General features: G+C 57.2%; 18 protein-coding genes and 1 pseudogene. 3 read left to right on the top strand and 16 right to left on the bottom strand.

What is annotated here, in order from left to right; genetic code table 11:
• Nucleotides 1-111 precede the first annotated feature (111 nt).
• The 13 genes from HZZ16_RS26260 to HZZ16_RS26200 all read right to left on the bottom strand — a co-directional run bounded on the left by HZZ16_RS26260 (nt 112) and on the right by HZZ16_RS26200 (nt 12,983).
• The gene (locus HZZ16_RS26260) at nt 112-1,398 is read right to left on the bottom strand and encodes an 8-amino-7-oxononanoate synthase family protein (RefSeq protein WP_197952741.1); all 1,287 of its coding nucleotides are present in this window, start codon (nt 1,396-1,398) and stop codon (nt 112-114) included.
• A 323-nt stretch (nt 1,399-1,721) separates the two neighbouring features.
• On the bottom strand, nt 1,722-1,880 hold the full coding sequence (locus HZZ16_RS38420) for a hypothetical protein (protein WP_197952740.1): 159 nt from the start codon (nt 1,878-1,880) through the stop codon (nt 1,722-1,724).
• Nucleotides 1,881-1,919: 39 nt separating this feature from the next.
• Entirely contained in the window at nt 1,920-2,162 is a 243-nt protein-coding gene (locus tag HZZ16_RS26250) for a hypothetical protein (RefSeq protein ID WP_197952739.1), read from the bottom strand.
• A 727-nt stretch (nt 2,163-2,889) separates the two neighbouring features.
• Nucleotides 2,890-3,621, bottom strand: a complete 732-nt coding sequence (locus HZZ16_RS26245; RefSeq protein ID WP_197952738.1) for a hypothetical protein — start codon at nt 3,619-3,621, stop codon at nt 2,890-2,892.
• 554 nt (nt 3,622-4,175) lie between these two features.
• Nucleotides 4,176-5,066 carry a crotonase/enoyl-CoA hydratase family protein gene (locus HZZ16_RS26240; RefSeq protein ID WP_197952737.1) on the bottom strand — a complete coding sequence of 297 codons (891 nt, stop codon included), beginning with the start codon at nt 5,064-5,066 and terminating at the stop codon, nt 4,176-4,178.
• A gap of 41 nt (nt 5,067-5,107) precedes the next feature.
• Nucleotides 5,108-6,370 carry a diaminobutyrate--2-oxoglutarate transaminase gene (gene ectB, locus HZZ16_RS26235; protein ID WP_197952789.1) on the bottom strand — a complete coding sequence of 421 codons (1,263 nt, stop codon included), beginning with the start codon at nt 6,368-6,370 and terminating at the stop codon, nt 5,108-5,110.
• A gap of 424 nt (nt 6,371-6,794) precedes the next feature.
• Nucleotides 6,795-6,983 (bottom strand): hypothetical protein, encoded by a 189-nt coding sequence (locus tag HZZ16_RS26230; protein ID WP_197952736.1) that lies wholly within the window; start codon nt 6,981-6,983, stop codon nt 6,795-6,797.
• 225 nt (nt 6,984-7,208) lie between these two features.
• A complete protein-coding gene (locus HZZ16_RS26225) occupies nt 7,209-9,710 on the bottom strand; it encodes a CaiB/BaiF CoA transferase family protein (RefSeq protein WP_246510444.1) in 2,502 nt (833 codons plus the stop codon).
• Between the two features lie 523 nt (nt 9,711-10,233).
• Nucleotides 10,234-10,785 carry a hypothetical protein gene (locus HZZ16_RS26220; protein WP_197952735.1) on the bottom strand — a complete coding sequence of 184 codons (552 nt, stop codon included), beginning with the start codon at nt 10,783-10,785 and terminating at the stop codon, nt 10,234-10,236.
• Between the two features lie 541 nt (nt 10,786-11,326).
• The gene (locus HZZ16_RS26215; RefSeq protein ID WP_197952734.1) at nt 11,327-11,776 is read right to left on the bottom strand and encodes a hypothetical protein; all 450 of its coding nucleotides are present in this window, start codon (nt 11,774-11,776) and stop codon (nt 11,327-11,329) included.
• A gap of 19 nt (nt 11,777-11,795) precedes the next feature.
• The gene (locus tag HZZ16_RS26210; RefSeq protein ID WP_197952733.1) at nt 11,796-12,095 is read right to left on the bottom strand and encodes a hypothetical protein; all 300 of its coding nucleotides are present in this window, start codon (nt 12,093-12,095) and stop codon (nt 11,796-11,798) included.
• 71 nt (nt 12,096-12,166) lie between these two features.
• Nucleotides 12,167-12,418, bottom strand: coding sequence for a hypothetical protein (locus tag HZZ16_RS26205; RefSeq protein ID WP_197952732.1), 252 nt, complete (start codon nt 12,416-12,418; stop codon nt 12,167-12,169).
• A 355-nt stretch (nt 12,419-12,773) separates the two neighbouring features.
• Nucleotides 12,774-12,983, bottom strand: coding sequence for a hypothetical protein (locus HZZ16_RS26200; protein WP_197952731.1), 210 nt, complete (start codon nt 12,981-12,983; stop codon nt 12,774-12,776).
• 197 nt (nt 12,984-13,180) lie between these two features.
• On the opposite strand from HZZ16_RS26200, the pseudogene HZZ16_RS38415 reads away from it, so the two are divergent.
• Nucleotides 13,181-13,459 (top strand): annotated as a pseudogene (locus tag HZZ16_RS38415) (hypothetical protein); the annotation flags it as partial.
• A 375-nt stretch (nt 13,460-13,834) separates the two neighbouring features.
• Here the strand turns inward: HZZ16_RS38415 and HZZ16_RS26195 are convergent.
• A complete protein-coding gene (locus tag HZZ16_RS26195; RefSeq protein WP_197952730.1) occupies nt 13,835-15,262 on the bottom strand; it encodes a hypothetical protein in 1,428 nt (475 codons plus the stop codon).
• Nucleotides 15,263-16,132: 870 nt separating this feature from the next.
• Between HZZ16_RS26195 and HZZ16_RS26190 the strand changes: the two genes are divergently transcribed.
• A complete protein-coding gene (locus HZZ16_RS26190; RefSeq protein WP_197952729.1) occupies nt 16,133-16,699 on the top strand; it encodes a 3-methyl-L-tyrosine peroxygenase-related protein in 567 nt (188 codons plus the stop codon).
• 325 nt (nt 16,700-17,024) lie between these two features.
• On the opposite strand, the gene HZZ16_RS26185 is transcribed toward HZZ16_RS26190, so the two are convergent.
• Nucleotides 17,025-17,441, bottom strand: a complete 417-nt coding sequence (locus tag HZZ16_RS26185) for a hypothetical protein (protein WP_197952728.1) — start codon at nt 17,439-17,441, stop codon at nt 17,025-17,027.
• A 14-nt stretch (nt 17,442-17,455) separates the two neighbouring features.
• Here HZZ16_RS26185 and ybiA point away from each other — a divergent pair, with 14 nt between their 5' ends.
• A complete protein-coding gene (gene ybiA / locus HZZ16_RS26180) occupies nt 17,456-17,956 on the top strand; it encodes a riboflavin biosynthesis intermediates N-glycosidase (protein ID WP_197952727.1) in 501 nt (166 codons plus the stop codon).
• Between the two features lie 4 nt (nt 17,957-17,960).
• Here the strand turns inward: ybiA and HZZ16_RS26175 are convergent, their stop codons facing one another.
• The gene (locus HZZ16_RS26175; protein WP_197952726.1) at nt 17,961-18,956 is read right to left on the bottom strand and encodes a PfkB family carbohydrate kinase; all 996 of its coding nucleotides are present in this window, start codon (nt 18,954-18,956) and stop codon (nt 17,961-17,963) included.
• Nucleotide 18,957 lies beyond the last annotated feature (1 nt).

Here is an 18,957-nt window from a genome sequence, read left to right as displayed (position 1 = left end):
GGAAGAGAAACACAGTGTGCACAGCTAAATGATCGCTTATCTTCTGCGTCGCCACAGGCACCTCAGTCGCGGCCGCCTGCTTCGTGGCCTCCCTGCCGACGAGCGACCCTATCATTGCGCCACGGTCCTTTCTGCTTTGTCGACAATGGCCTTTGGTACTCTCTCCAGAATGCAGTCACACAGCCGTTCTATGTCGCCAACCTCATGATCTGCCGTAACACACACTCGAACGCCTGCGTTTCCTTGGGCAACAGTCGGAAAGAAGATGACGGAGGTGTAAAAGCCAGCGTTCAGAAGCTCTCGTGCCACTGCAATAGCCTCGCCCTCCGATCCAATAGAAACCATCCTGATTGGAAGTGAACTCCCTTGCTCGACCGTCGCTACACGATCGTCAAACACCTTGATGCGTTGCCCCAACTGCTTCTGACGCTCGCCGAGTTCTGCCGAGCGGTGGATCTTACACGAGCCCAGCGCCGCACCAACTGCTGCCAAATTGGGAGCCACCGAGAATGCATAGGGAATAGAGTAACGTCGAAACAGAGCTTCCTGCTCGGCCGTTCCTAGCATCAACATGCCGCCCGATGCTCCGAATCCCTTGGCGAGCGAGGCTGCGATGATCGTGCGATCGCCCAAAGCTTCGGGGAACTGAGTGCGCGCAAATCCTTCCCCATGGCGTCCGAACAGCGATATGCCGTGAGCATCGTCAATATACAAAAAGAGCTTATAACGTTCCTGGAGCTCGCGCAGCTCCTTGATGGGCGCGTTTCCGCCCATCGAATAAACACCATCGCAAACATAGGCAACTACCGGGTGTTTGCGGCACAAGGCTTCAAGAGCCTCAATATCATTGTGCGCAATGGTTTCCACTCGCGTTTCGTCCGCAACGACTGGCTTGTGATACGCAAGCGAGAGGTGCGCGTTACGATCAAACACGACAACCGGCTTCGCGCCTCCTGTCAACATGCCAGAGGCTAGAATGGGCATGGCTCCGAGATTAGCGAGCATGACGGTTGAAAAGGCGATCACCCGCGCGCCGAACATTTCCGACAGATTGGCCTCGAGCTCTGCCAGCAAATCGAAGTTGAGTCGGGTTCGAGCGCAAGACCAGTGCAATGATCGATGCGCCTCGATCGCATCGATTGCGCCAGCCACGATCATAGGATGATTGTCCAGCCCCAGATAGGAACACCGCACAAAATCAATTATCTCCCGCCGATCATCAAGTGGACCGGTGCCTAACGCAAATGCGCGTCCGGTCGTAGAACGTCCTTGAACAGCCATGAGACCAGCGGTGTGAGCTGCATCAAAAAATGACCTGCTCTTGTTGATGACGTACGCGGTGTTCCGAAAGTGGCCCTTCGAGCGACCACCTTCAGGAGGCACGATCTGCTGCTTCATGTCGCTCTCCGTTCCCTCTTCAGGCGTGCGTGCGCTCCAGGCTGCTGAAATTCGGCGCACTCTCTATACATCCCGAGAAACAGCCTTGTCGGATCTTAAGAGCCGGGAGCCCGGACCTTACACATGGCGGGCCGATCTCGCAGCTACTCGATCAAATAGGGCGCTGCAGTTCTCAACGGGCTTGCAAATGAGCGCCGTCCGGAGAAATGAGCTATCAAGTCGTTTCGCCCGGCGCATTCTTGTTGAAATAACTCAAGCAATCCCGTCCTGAACAACATACCCGAGCTCGTCAACGTTTGGGAAAGCCGCATAATCGATATGCTTCATTGCGGAAGACCAGCTGCTATAGACAGAGGATTAGTTGAGACTCTTCCGCCTTTGGGAAGTAGAGCTCGGCCTGCTGAGGCGCCGAATACTCTCATCACCTCCTCCCGTCCCCCGATTGCTGCAATTGGCAAACCGCTGCCGATGATCTTGCCCATCGTGATGAGGTCCGAAACAACGCCAAACAACGCGGACGCTCACCGGAAACTCTGGCCGAGATTCAGAACCTCATCAGCAACGACTAGAACGCCGTTCTTGCGAGCTGTCTCTTGAACCGCGGCAACAAATTCAGGCTTGGGCGCAGCTAGACCACCACGGCTTGGCATCCGGTCTACAATCCCTGTAGCAAGGCCGCGCCCATCAAACGACAGCAATTGGCGTGCGCTCTCGGCATCATTGAAACGAAGCACCACGAGTTCATCCAGCACGCTCGCAGGCATACCGCGATAGACCTTGGCGCTGCGAAATGGCCCCAATTGTCTGGGGTAGCCGCGACACTCACCTCAGCCCGGTCGTAAGCGCCATGATACGCGCCCTCGAGCTTGGCGATTTTCGAACGACCAGTGAACGCACGCGCAGCCTTAACCGCGAACAGCACGGCCTCGATCCCGGTGTTGGCATTGCGAACGCGCTCAACCTGCGGAATGCAGAGGACAAAGTAAGCCAGCTCTAACTCGCCCTCGGTTGATTTGCGAAATAGGTACCGCGCCGAGTTGGCGCGTCAGCACATCCACCACGGGCGCGAAAGCGTGGCCGCGTATCAACGTCGTAAAGTTGCCATTGAGATCGAACAATTGGGTATCGTCGATATCAAATAGAACATTGCCCATTCCGCGCGCGATATACAGTGGACCCGGATTTCGCTCGATCGTACTCGCAAGGTACCGTCAGGGAACACCCTCCGCACGTGAGCGAAGCTGTCTTTGACTTTTCGCCCGAGCTGCGAGAGTCCCACCACTATACCTCACTGGTACGCTGTTCCCGCTACTAGTTGACTCAGATCGAGCGCGCACGTTCGCCAGCCAGTCGCGAATTGCCTCCGGAGCATCAGCGCTCCTTCTCCTTGCGAGGCGCGACATTTCCGTCCGTACCGCAAGCCGCCGACATTTCCCCGTGTATGCCCGAGCGTTGATAGACGAGGCGGCTAGCGTGGCTTATTTCCTGTCTTTAGCAATGTAGTGCCGAGACCCCCCAGCACAATGCCACTTCACTTCTTTCGTGACGATTGATAAGATTTTCCAACTCTTCACCAGTTAACCAGACAAATAGATCGTCGGCGACGATATTCTCCCGTACGAGATGCAGCACCGACCCGCCTGGCTCACAATGCAAATGTCCGTACTGCGCAAGAACGCCCTTAGTCAGTAGCCAGCGCTCTGGAAGTCCTACGAGGAAGTCGGGAGCCCACATAGAGAACGACACGCCACGCAAAACTGCAGCCATGATTTCAGGCATGCGCTGCCCTCGAAAGTCTTTGCGCAACCAAAAATCTCCGTGATACGCTACTTTTCCATTAATCTTCTTCGCACTTGGCGCCGTGCAACTACAACGATCCTCAGGGTGTGCCTGTGTCGCAGGATCAGCATAGAATGCCTTCAGGGATTCAAGATGCTCTGCAAAATTGCTGTGCGAAAGGTCAAACAGCCGCGCGGCCTGCACAAGCGCGACTTCATCGTTCTTGTCGAGGCCGATCATCCAGTATCCCTCACCCGGTTTAATGGGCGAGCGATCCGGGCGGAAAGTTGGATATGTCGGCGGTTTAGTCGGTAGCGCTTTTGTAATCGATACATACTTGTGAAAATCGAACCCGATCGAGAGCTTGATGCCTTTCTGAGCAGCGGCTTCGTCATATCTTCGAAGGAAGCGCGAGACGTTCAAAGGGTTAACTAGGCGTTTCATCTGCAAACTATCCTGTTGTGATCAGCCGCGCCACAGACTGAACGGCAAGTTCACGATACAGGCTGGTCATGGATCAGGTCACTACCAACTCCGGTAAGGACGACGGAGAACGAGGAAATGAAGTTGGTACGATCAAACATCAGGCGAGCTACGGCATGACTCGCCGGTGCACAGGTCGATTCGGGCAATCGGCTATGGCGATGATGTGTCCGAAGCAACCTCAAATATGGCGCTTTGATCGCTCTACATACGTGAGAACAGCGGCATTCCTGCGTTAGACTGCTAGAACACCATCCTTCTCGGAACCACAAAGCTTTCTGAACGCGTTTGGTTTCGCGAAGGCAGCGCGTGAGATCCGGCTGAATTCAAAGACAATCAATCGTGGCCCGCAGCGCCTCTGTTTTGGATAGCCGGACGCGCTGTTCCGTTAATCGAAAGGTCTGCTCAAACTTCAGTCCAAGGGGGTATCACTCTTTTTTGACCGTTTTATTCAAGCGTCACGTGTAGAAGGCGGTCGAGCAGTCAGGATAGGCCGAACAACGAAAGATCAATGGTTATTGGTACTCCCGCTCAGTCCACCATGGAAAGAAGTCAGGTAGATCGGCCGGTACCCTATCCTTGAACACCGCCGGCCGCTTTTCCAGGAACGCCATGACGCCTTCCTTGGCGTCGGCGGAGCGGCCGCGCGAATACATGCTGCGGCTTTCGATCTTATGGGCTTCCATCGGATCATCGGCGCCTAACATGCGCCACATCAGCTGCCGGATCATCGTGATCGATACTGGCGAGGTCCTGTCCGTGATCTCGTGGGCGAGGGCACGAGCGGTCGGCAATAGTCGATCGGCAGGCACTATCTTGCTAACCAGGCGGCCGGCAAGCGCTTCCTTCGCCGTAAATATCCGCCCAGTGTACGACCATTCGAGTGCCTGCGCTATGCCGACGACGCGAGGCAAAAACCAGCTAGAGGCTCCTTCTGAGACTAAGCCACGCTGGGAGAACACAAAGCCAAAGCGTGCGGCGTCAGACGCGATCCGAATGTCCATCGCAAGCTGCATGGTTACGCCCATGCCGACGGCGGGTCCGTTCACAGCAGCGATCACAGGCTTGAGAGACCTGAAGATTCGCATAGCAATTTTGCCGCCACCGTCGCTGACTGCGGGATCGCTGTAATCCACCCTGCCATCGGGCAACCGCTTCACTGGCCCGCGCCGCACGTCACGATCGAACGTATCGGCTCCAAGGGAAAGGTCGGCGCCAGCGCAGAAGGCGCGGCCTTCGCCGGTCACAATTATCGCGAGGACGTCACTGTCTCTGTCGGCACGGTCGAAAGCATCTACAATTTCGCGCTCCATAAGGGAATTGCACGCGTTTAGCTTCTCCGGCCGATTCAACGTAAGCGTGAGGATTCGCTCGGCAATCTCATACTTGATCGTCTCGTACGCCATAGCATTTCTTTCACCTATTGGAGACTCAACTCTTGACCAGGTCACGACGGCCTAGTCTGTTTCAGCGCTTCGTCCAATGAATGCTCGAATATCTCGAGACCATCATTCAGTGTTTCAGAGTCGATCGTGAGTGCAGGCAGGAATTTAATAACCTGATCGACAGGTCCGCATCGTTCAACAATCAATCCTTTTTCAAAGGCCTTGCGTGCGGTAGTTGCCGCAAGTTCTGGCTTTTCACAATCAAACCCCAAGGCCATTCCGCGTCCTCGAACGGAAAATCTGTTTCCATACTGGGTCGCTATGGCCTCAAGTCGATGGCGCATAACTTCTCCCGTTCGCTGAACTCCCTGTGCGAAGATATCGTCCCGCCAATATAGATCTAGTGCTGCCGTTGCGGATACGAGCGCGAGGTTGTTTCCTCGAAATGTGCCTGTGTGCTCGCCTGGCTGCCATGCGTCACACTCCTCCTTGATCAACAACATGGATAGCGGCAGACCGTAGCCACTCAGCGACTTCGACAAAACGACAATATCTGGCGACAACTCTGCGAACTCGAAGCTAAAAAAGTCGCCTGTGCGACCACAGCCCATCTGGATGTCGTCAACTATGAACAGCGCGCCCGCGTTCGTCGCAATCGTTTGGATCGACTGCAGCCACTCCTTGCGCGCTACGTTTATGCCGCCTTCACCCTGAACGGTTTCGAGAAGAATGGCGGCTGGACGATCAAGGCCACTGCTCTCGTCTCTCAGCAATTTTTGCAAATATTCCGCTGCATCGACGTCCGGCCCAAGGTAACCATCGTAAGGCATGAAAGTTACGCCTGACAAGGCGACGCCGCTGGCCGTGCGATAATAACGATTACCGCTCGCCGCAATCGCTCCTAAGCTCATTCCGTGATAGCCATTCGTGAAAGAGATTATATTCTGACGTCCTGTGACTTTGCGCGAGAGCTTTATTGCTGCCTCGATAGCATTGGCGCCGGTCGGCCCTGTAAATTGGAATCGGTATTGCAGATCACGCCTTCGAAGTATGAGAGAGTTGAAAGTCTCCATGAACTCTAGCTTCGCAGGAGTGGCCATGTCCAGGCCGTGGATTACGGCATCCGATGCCAGGTAGTCGGCAATAGCAGCTTTGAGCCGGTGATTGTTATGGCCGTAGTTGAGAGTTCCAGCACCGCAGAGGAAGTCGACGACCTTTCGGCCATCCTCCGTCAGCATGATCGAGCCGCGTGCTCGGGAGAAAATGGCCGGAAACGAACGTGAATACGCGCGCACGCGAGATTCCAACGCTTCCAACGTTTCCATGTTGCGTGACACGCTTGTCGCTCCAGCCATGTGTCGCTCCCACAAGCGAGTGGTTAAACGAATGGGCAGGCCTAACACAGCATCATCACGCTCTCCGGAGGCCTTCCTCTACGTTAATTACCTGAGATGGGGAAACAAAGAAGCTACCAGGGCTTGTAGGGGCGCTGTGGCAAGAGCCTGGCACGACCGGTCATTTACCGGATGCTTTCAACTTCGGACAATTGGACCATCTTCATGAAAGGCACCCACGAGCTCGGAGGTCGCCATGGTGATTACATAGTTTAAGGGCCGGCCTGGTCATCCCCGGAAGCGGCGAGCTTGCGACCGCAAGCCCCGGCTGTTTATATGAATAATGCCCTGAGTTTCTGAAATAGCCTGCAGCCTCAGTTGCTCGAGCAGACAAAGGTCCACACCGCAAGGCGCCTCATCTGTACGCATGCGCTTCCGCAACAGCCTGCATTGGCGCAGATAAGATCGACGTCTTGTGACCGCCGATGTTGTCGGGCGAGCGGCCGCTCGTGTCCTTGCTCCGGCTCGCCCATTTCGTCATTCGCGGGCGATTGATCAGAAGCGCTTCGGCGATCGAGCAAAACGGGCTCATGAGCATCGGCACGCCTCAAGGCTCCTCGGCGGACCTCTTCCAAGTTGGCTTGTCCCACCCATTGCCGGCCATCTTTGCCCAGCATCGGCGGTCATTCAGATATCGCGCCCTGGTAATCCTGCTCCGATGGAACAACGTGCCAGAGCAGCATACCACGGGCTTTGCAGAATACGTGTAGGACGGACGGCCGATCCAGCAAGCGTCACTGTTTGTGATTCGTGCCATCGCGCAGTCCTCTCAATACAAGGTGTGTCCAGGATTTGTGAGTTCCGCTTCGGAAAGCATCGACGTACCAATAATTTGGTCCCTGGCCAATTGTTCGATCTCGGTATCGGAGAGGCCGAGAAGCCCTGATAGGATTTCCACGTTATGTTGTCCGAGGGTCGGCGCCGCCGTACGGATCGGATACGGGGTCGCGTTCTCACGAATTGGCATCGACGGCTGCGGGTGCAATCCTACGAAGGCGCGGTTCACTTCCTGCAGAAATGAGCGCGAGCCAAGATGCGGGTCCTTGAGCATATCAATCGGCAGGCGGGCTGTACCCGCCGCAACCGTTACCGCCTGCAACTCAAACATGGCCTGATCCGCATCGCGGGCGGCGGTCCAGATTTCGATGCCTCTCTCGATATCATCCTGGATGGCGCGGCGGGCTTCGGGTGACTTCAGAGATGGGTCCTTGGCCCAGTCCGGTCGGCCGATAAGGGTGGCAAGCCTCTGCCACATGGCCGGGTCCGTAGCCGCTACTATGATCCAGTTGTCCTCACCCGCGCATCGGAAACAGCCGTGTGGAACGTGCTGCGGATGCCGATTTCCATACTTAGGCGGCGGCATACCATCGATCGAGTGAATCGTCATCCATGGGGCTACGAACGGCATCATGCATTCGATTTGCGCCAGATCAATGAATTGGCCTTGCCCGGTCTTGCGGGCGTGAATCAAGGCGACCAGAACTGCAGCGCAGCCATTCAACCCGCCAACGGGATCGCCAAAAGCGATGTGGCTCATGACCGGCGGTCCACCGGCGGTTCCGATCACGCCAGGAAGCCCTGAACCCTGCTCAAGAGTCGAACCGTACGCCCGGCAGTCGCGATTGATGCTGTTCATGCCAAAAGCCGACATCGACATCATGACCAGCCGAGGGTTGAGGGTTCTGAGCACGTCATAGCCCAGCCCCAGCTTCGGCAGCACGTCCACTGAATAATTGGCGACAGCAATATCGGCTCGTTCCAACAACCGCTTGGCAAGCGCAAGGCCCTGCGGACGCTTCAGATCGAGCGTCATGCCGCGCTTGTTGCGGTTCATAATGCAGAAGCACGGCGCCCTTTCGTACATCTGATCTTCCAGATAGCCAGGGGGTCTATCAACGCCACGCCACCAATCCGGATATTGGATCGCCTCGATCTTGATTACATCCGCACCAAGATCAGCCAGGGTGCGCGTACATAATGGTCCTGCCCAGCCCATCGAGAAGTCCACCACGCGAACCCCCTGCAAAGGGAGCGGGTACGAATCTGTGCAACCCCGCAATGATCGCGGAACGCTCGGCTCGGCTGGTCGTACATCGCCACGACGCTGTTGTTCGCCCACCTCCGGAACCTGTCCTCCCGGACGTGGCGGCGTCAACGTCAGCCGCTGCACCGAGCCCACGGTCTTTCCCACCTCTTCGTCAAGGCGAACGCACACGACTGCACCGCGGTCTATCTTTTCTGCATCCTGGAGCAAATCCGACATTTGGGGTACTGGAACGAGTGGAAGGTTGCGTTTCAGTCCTTCTGCAAACCACTCTTGGGCTGTCCGCATCTTCAGCCTCGGGACAAACTGTCGATCGATATGATCCATGTGCTGAAGACGACCTGCGTTAGAGGCAAGATCTGAACGATCGCGTAGCTCAAAGAGACCGAGCATTTCGCAGAATTCGCGCCACTGTTTTGGAGTTACGGCTGAAACGCCGAGCCAGCCTTCTTTTGTGGCATAAATGCCGACCGGGAAGTTCGGCCAGAAGCGATTAACGCCGATCCGACGCATCACATCGCCGCGCGCAAATGCCTCGAACATCAGATACTCGGTCGGAGCGAGGATCGCTTCAAAAATGCTGAGTGACCACGACCGGCCCCCCCCACCCTGCATTCGCGCAACCGCCGAAGATGCCGCCGCGATGAAGCCCCATAAACCGGCTAGGATACCCGCCTGAAAATCCGGGGCGTGCAGCGGCGGGCCTTCGGACGGTCCAATCAGCTTTACGAGACCGGCTAGTGCGCGCACCGTAGAATCAGTCGCGGCGAATCTCGCATACGGCCCCTTGCCGCCAAACCAGCTGGCTTGGAGATAGATCAAGCCGGAGCGTTGCCGGATGGCAGCGATATCAATAGCCGGGCAGTCAGCGGCATCAACATCGCGTCCATCGATCAGAATGTCGCACTCTTCAATCAATGCCGTCAGCCGTCTGATCGCATCTGGGACAGTGGGATCAATGATAACGCTGGACTTGTTGAAATTCAGGAATGCGAACCATGCGCTCTGCCCACCAGGCGTAAGCGGCGCACTTTGGCGAAGTGGATCACCCGCCGGCGGCTCGACCTTTTGAACATCGGCGCCGAAATCGGCGAACAACCGCGCGCAATAGCTGGTCCCGGCCGAGCTCCCAATTTCGACGACCCGCAGATCGGATAAGACTTCCATCGTAAACTCTATTTTCGAGCCATGGTGACGCTTCGAACGTGATTGGCTGCCGCCTACCAAGAGCGCAGCCTCCCCTGTTGATAACCGATGTGACAGACTTAAATGACTCCGCTACATGTTGCATCTTTGACGTTCCCGATCCTGGGCAGCTGTCGCTGCGTCGCATCTTTGGTAGATGGATCTAAGCTACCTTTCTTCCAGTAGATCCGTTTACTCTTTAATCAGCCACGAGCTGCATCTCATCAGAAAGCCGCACTGCCGACTCGATATTTACAATCTCGCGCATACTGAATGGTTTGCGAAAATGACTAGACCATTGACTTCACCGCTCGGACAGCTACCAAATCAGATAGAGATGAGGTCCGCAGCAAGCGCCTGGTAATCGCGCCAACTACATCGCTTCAAAATAGATTTCGTTTCGCTGCTCGCGTTTAGCCGATGCGATCCGTCTTCCCGTCCCCTACCAGTTTTTCTCTACGTCTCGGGGCGTTGGAGACGGCGCGATTCCGCAGGCCGCTGCTGCAACCTGCAGCACGCGCTTTCGGAGTGCCATTTCGGTGCACAGCATCAACCGATCACTGATCTACTGATGCGAGCTGCCAAGCCGCCAGAGCGTGGCACGACCACGCTGGGGGATGGCACGCTTAAACAATTTGGCGTCAGGATCAGCAGCGGTGGTGCAAAGTCCTTCATCATTCTGTTGGGCTCTGGGCGGCGCCAGGCAATCGACCGCTATCCGACGATCACACTCGCGAAGGCTCGCGAGAGCCGCGCCATCCGTGGCAAGCCATTTGGCAAACACCGATGGATCGCTGTCGGAGTAGTGGATCGAGGGCCGAAACGCCCGCCAAGCCTTCGCGGTTGCGCGGGCGGTCGAAATGAACTCCTCGTCGACTTCGATTTGTCTTGCCGCCCTCCCCGTTCGATCGGCGACTTGGGGTATCACGTGATGATGCAGCAAGACATAGCCCGCGGCGGCGAAGACGTCTGCCGGCATGATCGGAGGAGTGGCATAAGCATCCGGGGTCCCGCCATCCTGAGTGGGCCACGCAATATAGGGCGACAGGCGAGCTACGGCCTCCCCGGCCGCATCCGAAGGAAAGATCCTTTGCAAGCAATCGAAAAGTCGCTCCATTGCGCCTCCGGCACCTAGCCCGCCAATCCTGCGCACGCCTGAAGATGAGAGGATCAGCCGCTCAGAGGCGAATGCCGCAGGAGCGAATGGAGCGCAAGCTAGGGATTTCCTGAGGTTTCTCGAGGGGTCATCTCCCGATGCTAATCCTCGGGCTTTCCTAGTGTCTCGGGCTGATGCACACCGACATACTGAAAACATCGACCGCGTTCCGACCGACCCGAAGTCGATCATGAAAAACGATAGCCCTGTCTACGACGCGCTGCTGCTGGATTCCGCCGCGCCGGATCCCATTTGGACGGGCAGGATAGGGACACGAGAAGCCATCGCTAGGGACGGATTGCTCGGCGATTGCAGCTCGCTCGCCTATTGTCCTCACGAATGGCTCGACGAACGAGGGTATGTGGATATTGCACTGGTCCGGAAATATCCCCGCCCGCTACCGACTTAGCCTAGCGATCGATGATGCCCGCTTGGCACCAAAGGAGGGCGCGGTCAGGCGGAGCGGCTCGATCTGCTCCTCTACTAATGACGAACGGCCAGTTCAATCGCTGCTCGACTGCCGGTCCATCTTCAGGCTTTGCGGATGTAGCAGCAAAGCTACGCCGCTGCCTTCTCCTTGCTCGAAGCCATATTCCTCGAGATCTTCCACCTTTGCACGGACGTCGAGAGGCTCGTAGCTCTTTGACCGGTAGCGCCAGATAGGGTCGTTTGTGTATTCGAAGCCGATCTTCGCGCAGTAGGTCAAACTCGCGTGCCCGAATGAGCAACTTCTGAACAGCAAGGCTTCAATGGGACCGGGGCGGCCGTCACCATCGAAATTCTCGAGTCGCATCACCGGCTTTGGATTCACAAGCACTTCGACCGCCACTTGCGCCTCGTCGGCCTCCCAGATTTCATCGAAGTTGAAGCTGCCGCCAGAACCGACTCCAGCCATGGACAGCACCGTCTGCCAGCCGTCCAGGAATTTCGAGATTGCAGGCAACTGGTCCACGTACGGACCACTTAGAACGTCACCCAATGGCAGCGCTATGGGAGGAATGCGCGAGTTTTCCGAAATCGAAAGCTCCGCCTGCCTGCTGGCCATCAGAGAAAGAGCTCGCGCCCCAAGGAGCAAAATTCGAAACAGAACGCGGATTGGACGATGTAGAGCGTTCTCTTGAGGAGCATGCCGAGCTGAATTCAACGATGAAATCCCAGCCCATCACATCCACGGTGCTTTTGTTACAGATTAAACCCGCCTGTGCGCAGAAAAGCTGGAACTGCTGCTCACCGACGAGTCCGATACGCTCCGATTCGAGGTCACGCTCCATTTGAATTCCGATTTCAGGAGGGCTCTCCCGGCCACCGTAAGATCGTGCTTAGCCGGTGAACGAGCTCGTGTCTACTTGACTCGGTCGATCTCCACCCGATTGCTGCCGCGAATGACTCCGCCAAATCGTCCGGGAAACGTCTCGGAAAGTGTGACGCCCTCCGGATATTGCAGCGTAACATGGACGTTCAACGGGCCCTCGAAACGATGTCCATGCTTGCGGATTTCGTCCTCGAATGCCTCGACCAGCGTATTGGCAGGCGAGTCAAACGGGGTGTCAAACCGGCAACCGGCCCCCGCCGGAGCGTCCTCATTTCCCGCCACATCACGGCATCCAACAAAGACGGCCGGACACGAAGCGCTCGAGCGAAGGAAAGAAATCGCTCCTCCATCACGGCATAGTCACGCGGAACCTTCTGGCCCCGACTGAAGAGACCGATCAGCAGACCGGCGCGAATGATGTGGATGTCGAGTATGGCGACCTCGTCGCTCCCGAGCCAATTGCGAGTGATCCACGAAGCCGTTTTTTGGTCCTATCCCGGGAATCTTCGTTAGCTCGTCCCGAAACGCTTTCGGTTCGCCGATGTTTGGCGGCGTCCGCTCGATCAAAGCCAGCGCGTCCGCTAGGCGAACCGATCGCTGCCGTGGGAAACGACACCGCCTGGAGCGCCTCTCCACTTTACCGGGTTCTCTGAGCAGGCGCTCGATCTCCCGCGCTTCGAAGAACCGTCCGTTTCCCGAACACGCCGGCCAAATGCACCTTGTCGTAAACAGCGTGGTTCATCTCGGCCGTAATGCCGAATCCGCCGAGCAGACAGAAGCCGACCTGCTCCTTCAAAGTCGCCTGAGTACAGACGAAATCGTCATCATCGTCGGCCAGCTGCGTCATGGGCGACCAGTAGGCCGCGCTCGGCACCACTCGGGGCGCCCCCACTTGACGCCCAGTCTTTCGGCGCCGGCACTCCAGCGTCGCCAACCATCAGCATGCTCTCCACGCGATCAGCGTGTGGAATTTTTTATATTTTTATGTTTTCTTATGCAAATGGCAACTGATCGGTTTGTTTTGGAGCTGAGCGCTATCGCGTCAGCAGAGGCATGGCTCAAGCCGAGCTCGCACGATCGCTACGGATCACCCAGCCACATGTCTCGAGACTGCTGTCTAGTCGCGTTCGCCCAGGCGTAAAGCTGAGAGCGCGGGCGACTAAGCTCGTCGAGAGTGGAAACGCTCGCCCAATAGACAAGTGGCTTACCGACGACGCCGAGGCGGCCACCCGGTCGCCGAGTTTCAGAAAGTTGGTGGACGCGGCATTGAAGATGGTCGGTCGACGGGATTACAGGACGAGGGAGAGCGGCCACGATCGATAGCCTTCTGAAGGCTGCAGCAGTCGGAAGGCCGATGCCGCGCGGGCTGGTCGAGCGCCGTGCTGCGAAAGGTCCCGAAGCGAATTCGTACAGATTAGAAGGGCAGTCAAACGTTGGGCAGAACGGTTCACAAGACTTCTCATCCAAATACGTCACCCTGATCTTCCTGCTCAGGAACTTCAGGTCGAAAAGCTCATGCGCGTTTTTGAAGTGGAAGCGCTCGGCACTTCGAACGACAATGAGCCGCACGCTCAGATCGCAAGGCAGGTCATGTAGTGACGGTACTGGGTTGCGTGAGTGACTTAGGCACTACTTCGATAACGATGTCGTGGGCAGGCGGGAAGATGTCGCGAGCGCGGCCACCCAAGTGCCTCGGTCTTATTCGCTCGTGATTGGACCGAAGCGCAAGTCCTTCCAGAACTGGAAGTTCACCCCTTCCCGCGTTTGGAACTTCGGGTGCTCGTCCGTGCCAAATCTGTCCGCTATCGCCTCCTCGATTAAATGCTTATGCAGCGGGGTCTTGGTGATCGCTTGCTGCCGATTCAGCTCGAAAAAGCCAGGTGGAGATTCCCAATCAGCGGGCGCATTGTTGGCTAGTTCAGCGATGCGCCTTGCGGCATCCTTGGCCTCAATTTCGAAACGACCATAGTCGGCTCCGGCAAGCTCACGTTCAATACGCGCGTCGCCGGCAATGTCCTGTTCGAGAGATGTCGCGGGTATCGCGTCGAGCTGCATCTCGTCGGAATGATGGACTGGAGTGCATCTCAAACCTATCCTGGAAACGAGGTTCGTCCCCAGATAGTCGGCAGACATCACTAGGCCGCCGAAAACGCGCTCACGGACCTTCACGGCAGTCCATGGAAGAACCACTATCTTGAGGTTGGTGAAGGGAACCGTCCGCTCCTTCTTCGGCGCCAAGTGCCGCTGGCCGCCCACCAGACAGACACCGTTCTCCAGCGGCAGCACGGCGCCGATACTGATTCTCTTCTGATCACCTTTGCAAGGCATCCGGTAGACGTGAACGAACGAAAAATGATCTCTTCCGGGTACGGGAGGGCGGATCGCCAGAAAGGACTTCACCAATTGGTTCGGCCACTCATTTCGCGGGCGGTAGCAGATGAAATGCGCGTTTCCGTCGAGAGCTGAAGCAAAATGATCCACGAAGGACCTGAACTCTTCATGCAGACTACGATGGTAGGTGTAACCGACGTTGACGATCGGATACTCGTGCCTTTTCGCCAGCTGATCTTTTTGCGTCGGCAAGGCCCGCGAAACTGAGGCGATCCTCACTAGATCCGCAATGCGGACTTGAAAATCACGCTCGCCTTCCGGAGTGGCCATTGCGACGAACCTCAGGTCGGATTCCGTCAATCCACCTTCTTCGAGCAAATCCACGTAGAAAAGCACAATCGCCGCGTAGAAATGCTTCTTCTGGCTTCCTCTCCGCCTGGTCGATAGGTCGCACAATCCAAGAAGGTCATCGTCGGTAATCGTCACCGGAAGCATATTTAGCTTCGGATTGCGCGCATGGAAGTCCGCATAGAGATCCAGGACGTCCTGCCACTGAGGTTGCAGTTTCTTTGGCAAGCCCTTGCGCTTCTTCTCGTGCAGCGCGAGTCCGAGATACAGAATGCTGCGAGCTACCGTCGAAAATCGTAGCGGATAGCTTCCAGCACCGTCCCTTCCGTCCGTTCGGATCTTTGAGTCCAGAAACTCGATAAGCTGCCGACCAAATGCTTCGTCAGCTTCGAGAATTTCGGAGAGTAAAGTCGCCGTGCGGGACGGCGTGGCCGCGGCAATCGACATCAAGGAAGAACCGTGAGGAGCTGAGCAATGAAATAAACATTACCTGTACATCGATTTTTCACCCGCTGCCAAGCCCGGCGGAAAACGCTCCCCGTTTTTCCGGCGCCTGGCATTCCGAGAAAAGACTCGCTGCGAATTGCCGTCTGGTCAGCTCGAGCTCGATATCCTTTTCACCGGAAGCAGTGAATTCAGTGCACTGCAGCACCGAAAGCCCGAGCACGACGAAAAAGCCGGCGCGATCGGAGCTATCTTTCAGTTTCTACAATGCAAATGGAATTGCGATGCTTCAAAAAATGACCGGCGGAGCCTCGAGGACAACCGCCGGCCGAAGGAAGAGTAGCCGCAGCTACCCTACGCAAGGCTGCCTTGGCACAACGGTACGTGAGAGTAAAGCCGACTCTTCGTTCGTCCTGAACCCGCCCCGCGTCGAGGCGACGGGCATCAACCGAAGTAAAGGCAGGACTGGCAATGGATATTCCACCTCTCATGCTTCCCCTGGCGGTATCGCCGACGGCCGAAAGTCATCTTTCGACCGAGGCCATGCAGGGGTTGATCGAAGGCATCAGAACCTCGTCTCCCTCGCTCGATGAGCAAATGAGGGTTCTCGCTCACACTTTGGGGGAATGCGGAGGATCAAGTCGCTCGCCTTCCCAAGGCCTCCACGACAGGGTCCAAGCTGGACCGCTACGACTGGTTCTTCGCGGTCGAGCGCATAGAGCGGGACTCCGAGCTGTCGGGGCTTGTCGCGCTGTTGCGCACGATGAGCGACTACACTGACCTTGTCGCCCGCAAGAACATGATATCCGAGTTGGAGCAGGCGGCGCTCGCAGAAGCCGTGCAGGCCATCATCGAAAACTATGGAGAGCGAGCATGAGCGGTGCGGCGATGTACGCGGAACTACGGCAAACCTACGCCAGCGAAGCGCTCACGGTCTGGATCGTCGGGCACCGTGGATTGTTTGTGCTCTGCCTGGAGCTCGAGCGGAGCTTGAAGCTCATGGAACGTGCCATCACGTTTCAGGACCACGGAGCCACAGCCCGGCAATTTCAACGTCTCTCGTCCATCACGCGAGCTTGCGCCGTCGCGTTCAAGGTTGCCGGAGACATGAGCGCAGAAGAGTACGACAAGATGGTCGTAAGGCCGATGGTCGAGGCCGATGAATCGTTCACGGGCTTGTGGGCCCGCGATCATTCGTCGATGCTGCAGCAGCTCCGTTCGACATTCGCGAAGCTCAAGGGCTTCGAGGCCGAGCGAGCAGCTATCAAGCTGATCACCGCGGTTATGGTGAAACAGCACGAACGGATCTGCGAGCGCTTCGCCAAAGGCCGCCCCAGCCTGAACCGTCAGGCGAGAAGCGGGACGGCTGCAAATGACCCCGAGGGTTACCAACTGCTCAAGGACCGTTTCGGCCCTCGCCATATCGGATCGATTGGATAAACCATCACAACCACAAACGGAAGGACCGGCGCGAGCCGGTCCTTTTAGTGTCGCGGCCCCCACTTGGCGGGCGTACGGAGGGCTCCCTAGGGCTTTCCCGAGTAGGACGGGCGCCCTCACGAGAACATCGAACAGCGCCTGAATGCTCGGACAGGCGGCAGCAATCGGAGCGTCGGCCTAAAGGCGAAATCCAAGAGCGAATGCGTCAAGTACAAGAATGCCTATCACGCGAACGAGCGCATGAAGACCCTAATAAGACTTTAGACGCCTCGAGACGAATTCATCCAGGAGTTCCGGTAGCCTCCTTCGGCTGAACTCGTCGCGCTCAGCTCCGGGAAACTAGCGTGCCTAGATCCCGAAGCAGGACCAGGAGCCTGTTAAGACCTTCGGGCGAGCCATCCCACACACCTTCGACAGCCGTAGCGAGCTGTTGTTTGGCGCTTTGGACCTGGCGTCCGCCCTCGATCCGCATCACCTTTTTCGCATAATCGCATAATTTTTGCAATGTCGGCGTGAGTCGGGGCGGTTGTCGGCTAAGCGCGCGGTGGACACTCGACTGATTGACGCCGATCAGGTCGCCTAACGCTTTATCGCTGATTTTTCGCGCTCTCTTGAAGCTCTTCACGAGCGCGACGGCTTCGACGGCCCCCTCCTCGGGGCTGATCGGCCGTCCTGCAGATCCACGATTTTGATCTTTTCTGCGCGCCATGATTATGCAATAATGCAGAAATTGGAAGTTCACACAAGAGGTCGGCCATGAAGGAAATCCGGTTCTATCGTGCGAGCGAAAAGCCGTACGGTGTGTTCAGCAACCTTTACAGGCGGGCGATCACGTTCGAGGGACGCGTCTTTCCAACGTCCGAACATGCCTATCAGGCCGGAAAACCTCGCAAGGAAGAAGTGCGGGAGTGGCTCATGGCGGCACCCTCGCCCGCGTTACTCGCGATGGCGGCGCACGGTCTCTACCAGTGGGACATCGTTCCCGATTGGTCGAAGGTGAAATTCGACCGCATGAGGGGCGTCCTCATGGCGAAGTTCACTCAACACTCCGATCTCGCGACCATTCTGCTCGACACGAAGAATGCCGTGCTGATCGAGACTGCGACCGTGGACAACGCAGTGAACAGGTTGTGGGGAGAGGTGCCAGGCAAGGGGGGCAAGAACATGCTGGGAATCATGCTGATGGAAGTCCGCCAGCATCTGGCACAGAGCGGCAACAAGCGACGCCGCAAGATCACGATGCAGGCTGCCGAATAGACTTTCAGCGAGTTCGGCATTCGAGCCTCGTGACGAAAGAGCTGCACACCTCGTCGACGCCGCGATCGAGCATCTCGCGAACGTGACCGGCACCGGCCGCTTGGAAGAGCCCTCGAGCACCGGTAAACGCGCAATTCAGCGCTGCCAGCCGCTGTCCGACGGCTACTCCGTCGAAGATATCTTCGAACTTCCAGCTTCCCTCGCGACGCCATCGCTTCAAGACAAGGTCGAGCAAACCCGTCGTCACCATGTCGCCCGAACCGCATGTGTCGACCACTTGCGGAGCCAGGCTGGCCGGGAAATGCCGCCGGACCTTGCCGTTCGAGACCGTCAGTCCGCGGGCACCGTGCGTTCTGATCACGATCGTTCCGGGGGCGAGGCCGTCGTCGGCGATGTGCTTACCCGCCGTTTCGTCGGACAGTTTGATCACGGTAGCGCAGCGGACGGCCCGTGCGAATAAGGGATCGTCGGCGCTGGCGGGCTCGAAAAAGACCAGAGCCCCCGCTCCCTTTGCCTCCTCCATCGCCAGGATGATCGATTCCGACACCCGATCGGCGTAGAAAACGGAGACCGACTTCAGTGTCTCGGCAGCCTTGTAAACGTGATCGTGATTGATCGAGCGCCACTTCGGAAAACGAACGGAGGTATGAGGGCACGTCGAAGTGAACCGGTGGGTTGCACTCGCCCTGTCGAGGATCTGCACGATGACGGGAGAACTTCCCGTATCGGCGATCGAGACGTAGCGGGTCTCGCAACCTGCTCTCTCGAACTCGTCGAAAAGAAACCGACCATGGTCGTCGTCTCCGAGATTGACGACCGGAAAAACCGGGTGGCCCAGCATGGCAAGCGACAGCAGAACGTTGCCGCACGAGCCGCCGAGAGCTTCCTTCGGACTTGCATGGGCGTCCGCGTAGATCCTATCGACGGCCGTCAGCCCGGTGCCCGCGACCGCGGGGCGCGCCGCCGACAGCCTCTGATATCTGGAATCGAATTGGACCATA

Source organism: Bradyrhizobium glycinis, assembly GCF_016031655.1.
Classification (GTDB): Bacteria; Pseudomonadota; Alphaproteobacteria; order Rhizobiales; family Xanthobacteraceae; genus Bradyrhizobium; species Bradyrhizobium glycinis.
The sequence above is the reverse complement of the archived record's forward strand: the minus strand, read 5'-3'. Positions and strand labels throughout refer to the sequence as shown.

Excerpts from the sequence above, each read along its gene's own strand:
- ectB (WP_197952789.1), bottom strand. The coding sequence starts at position 6,370 with ATGGAAACGTTGGAAGCGTTGGAATCTCGCGTGCGCGCGTATTCACGT.
- HZZ16_RS26250 (WP_197952739.1), bottom strand. The coding sequence starts at position 2,162 with ATGCCTGCGAGCGTGCTGGATGAACTCGTGGTGCTTCGTTTCAATGAT.
- HZZ16_RS26210 (WP_197952733.1), bottom strand. The coding sequence starts at position 12,095 with ATGGAGCGTGACCTCGAATCGGAGCGTATCGGACTCGTCGGTGAGCAG.
- HZZ16_RS38420 (WP_197952740.1), bottom strand. The coding sequence starts at position 1,880 with ATGGGCAAGATCATCGGCAGCGGTTTGCCAATTGCAGCAATCGGGGGA.
- HZZ16_RS26240 (WP_197952737.1), bottom strand. The coding sequence starts at position 5,066 with ATGGCGTACGAGACGATCAAGTATGAGATTGCCGAGCGAATCCTCACG.
- HZZ16_RS26190 (WP_197952729.1), top strand. The coding sequence starts at position 16,133 with ATGAGCGGTGCGGCGATGTACGCGGAACTACGGCAAACCTACGCCAGC.
- ybiA (WP_197952727.1), top strand. The coding sequence starts at position 17,456 with ATGAAGGAAATCCGGTTCTATCGTGCGAGCGAAAAGCCGTACGGTGTG.
- HZZ16_RS26260 (WP_197952741.1), bottom strand. The coding sequence starts at position 1,398 with ATGAAGCAGCAGATCGTGCCTCCTGAAGGTGGTCGCTCGAAGGGCCAC.
- HZZ16_RS26200 (WP_197952731.1), bottom strand. The coding sequence starts at position 12,983 with ATGACGCAGCTGGCCGACGATGATGACGATTTCGTCTGTACTCAGGCG.
- HZZ16_RS26195 (WP_197952730.1), bottom strand. The coding sequence starts at position 15,262 with ATGTCGATTGCCGCGGCCACGCCGTCCCGCACGGCGACTTTACTCTCC.
- HZZ16_RS26175 (WP_197952726.1), bottom strand. The coding sequence starts at position 18,956 with ATGGTCCAATTCGATTCCAGATATCAGAGGCTGTCGGCGGCGCGCCCC.
- HZZ16_RS26245 (WP_197952738.1), bottom strand. The coding sequence starts at position 3,621 with ATGAAACGCCTAGTTAACCCTTTGAACGTCTCGCGCTTCCTTCGAAGA.
- HZZ16_RS26220 (WP_197952735.1), bottom strand. The coding sequence starts at position 10,785 with ATGGAGCGACTTTTCGATTGCTTGCAAAGGATCTTTCCTTCGGATGCG.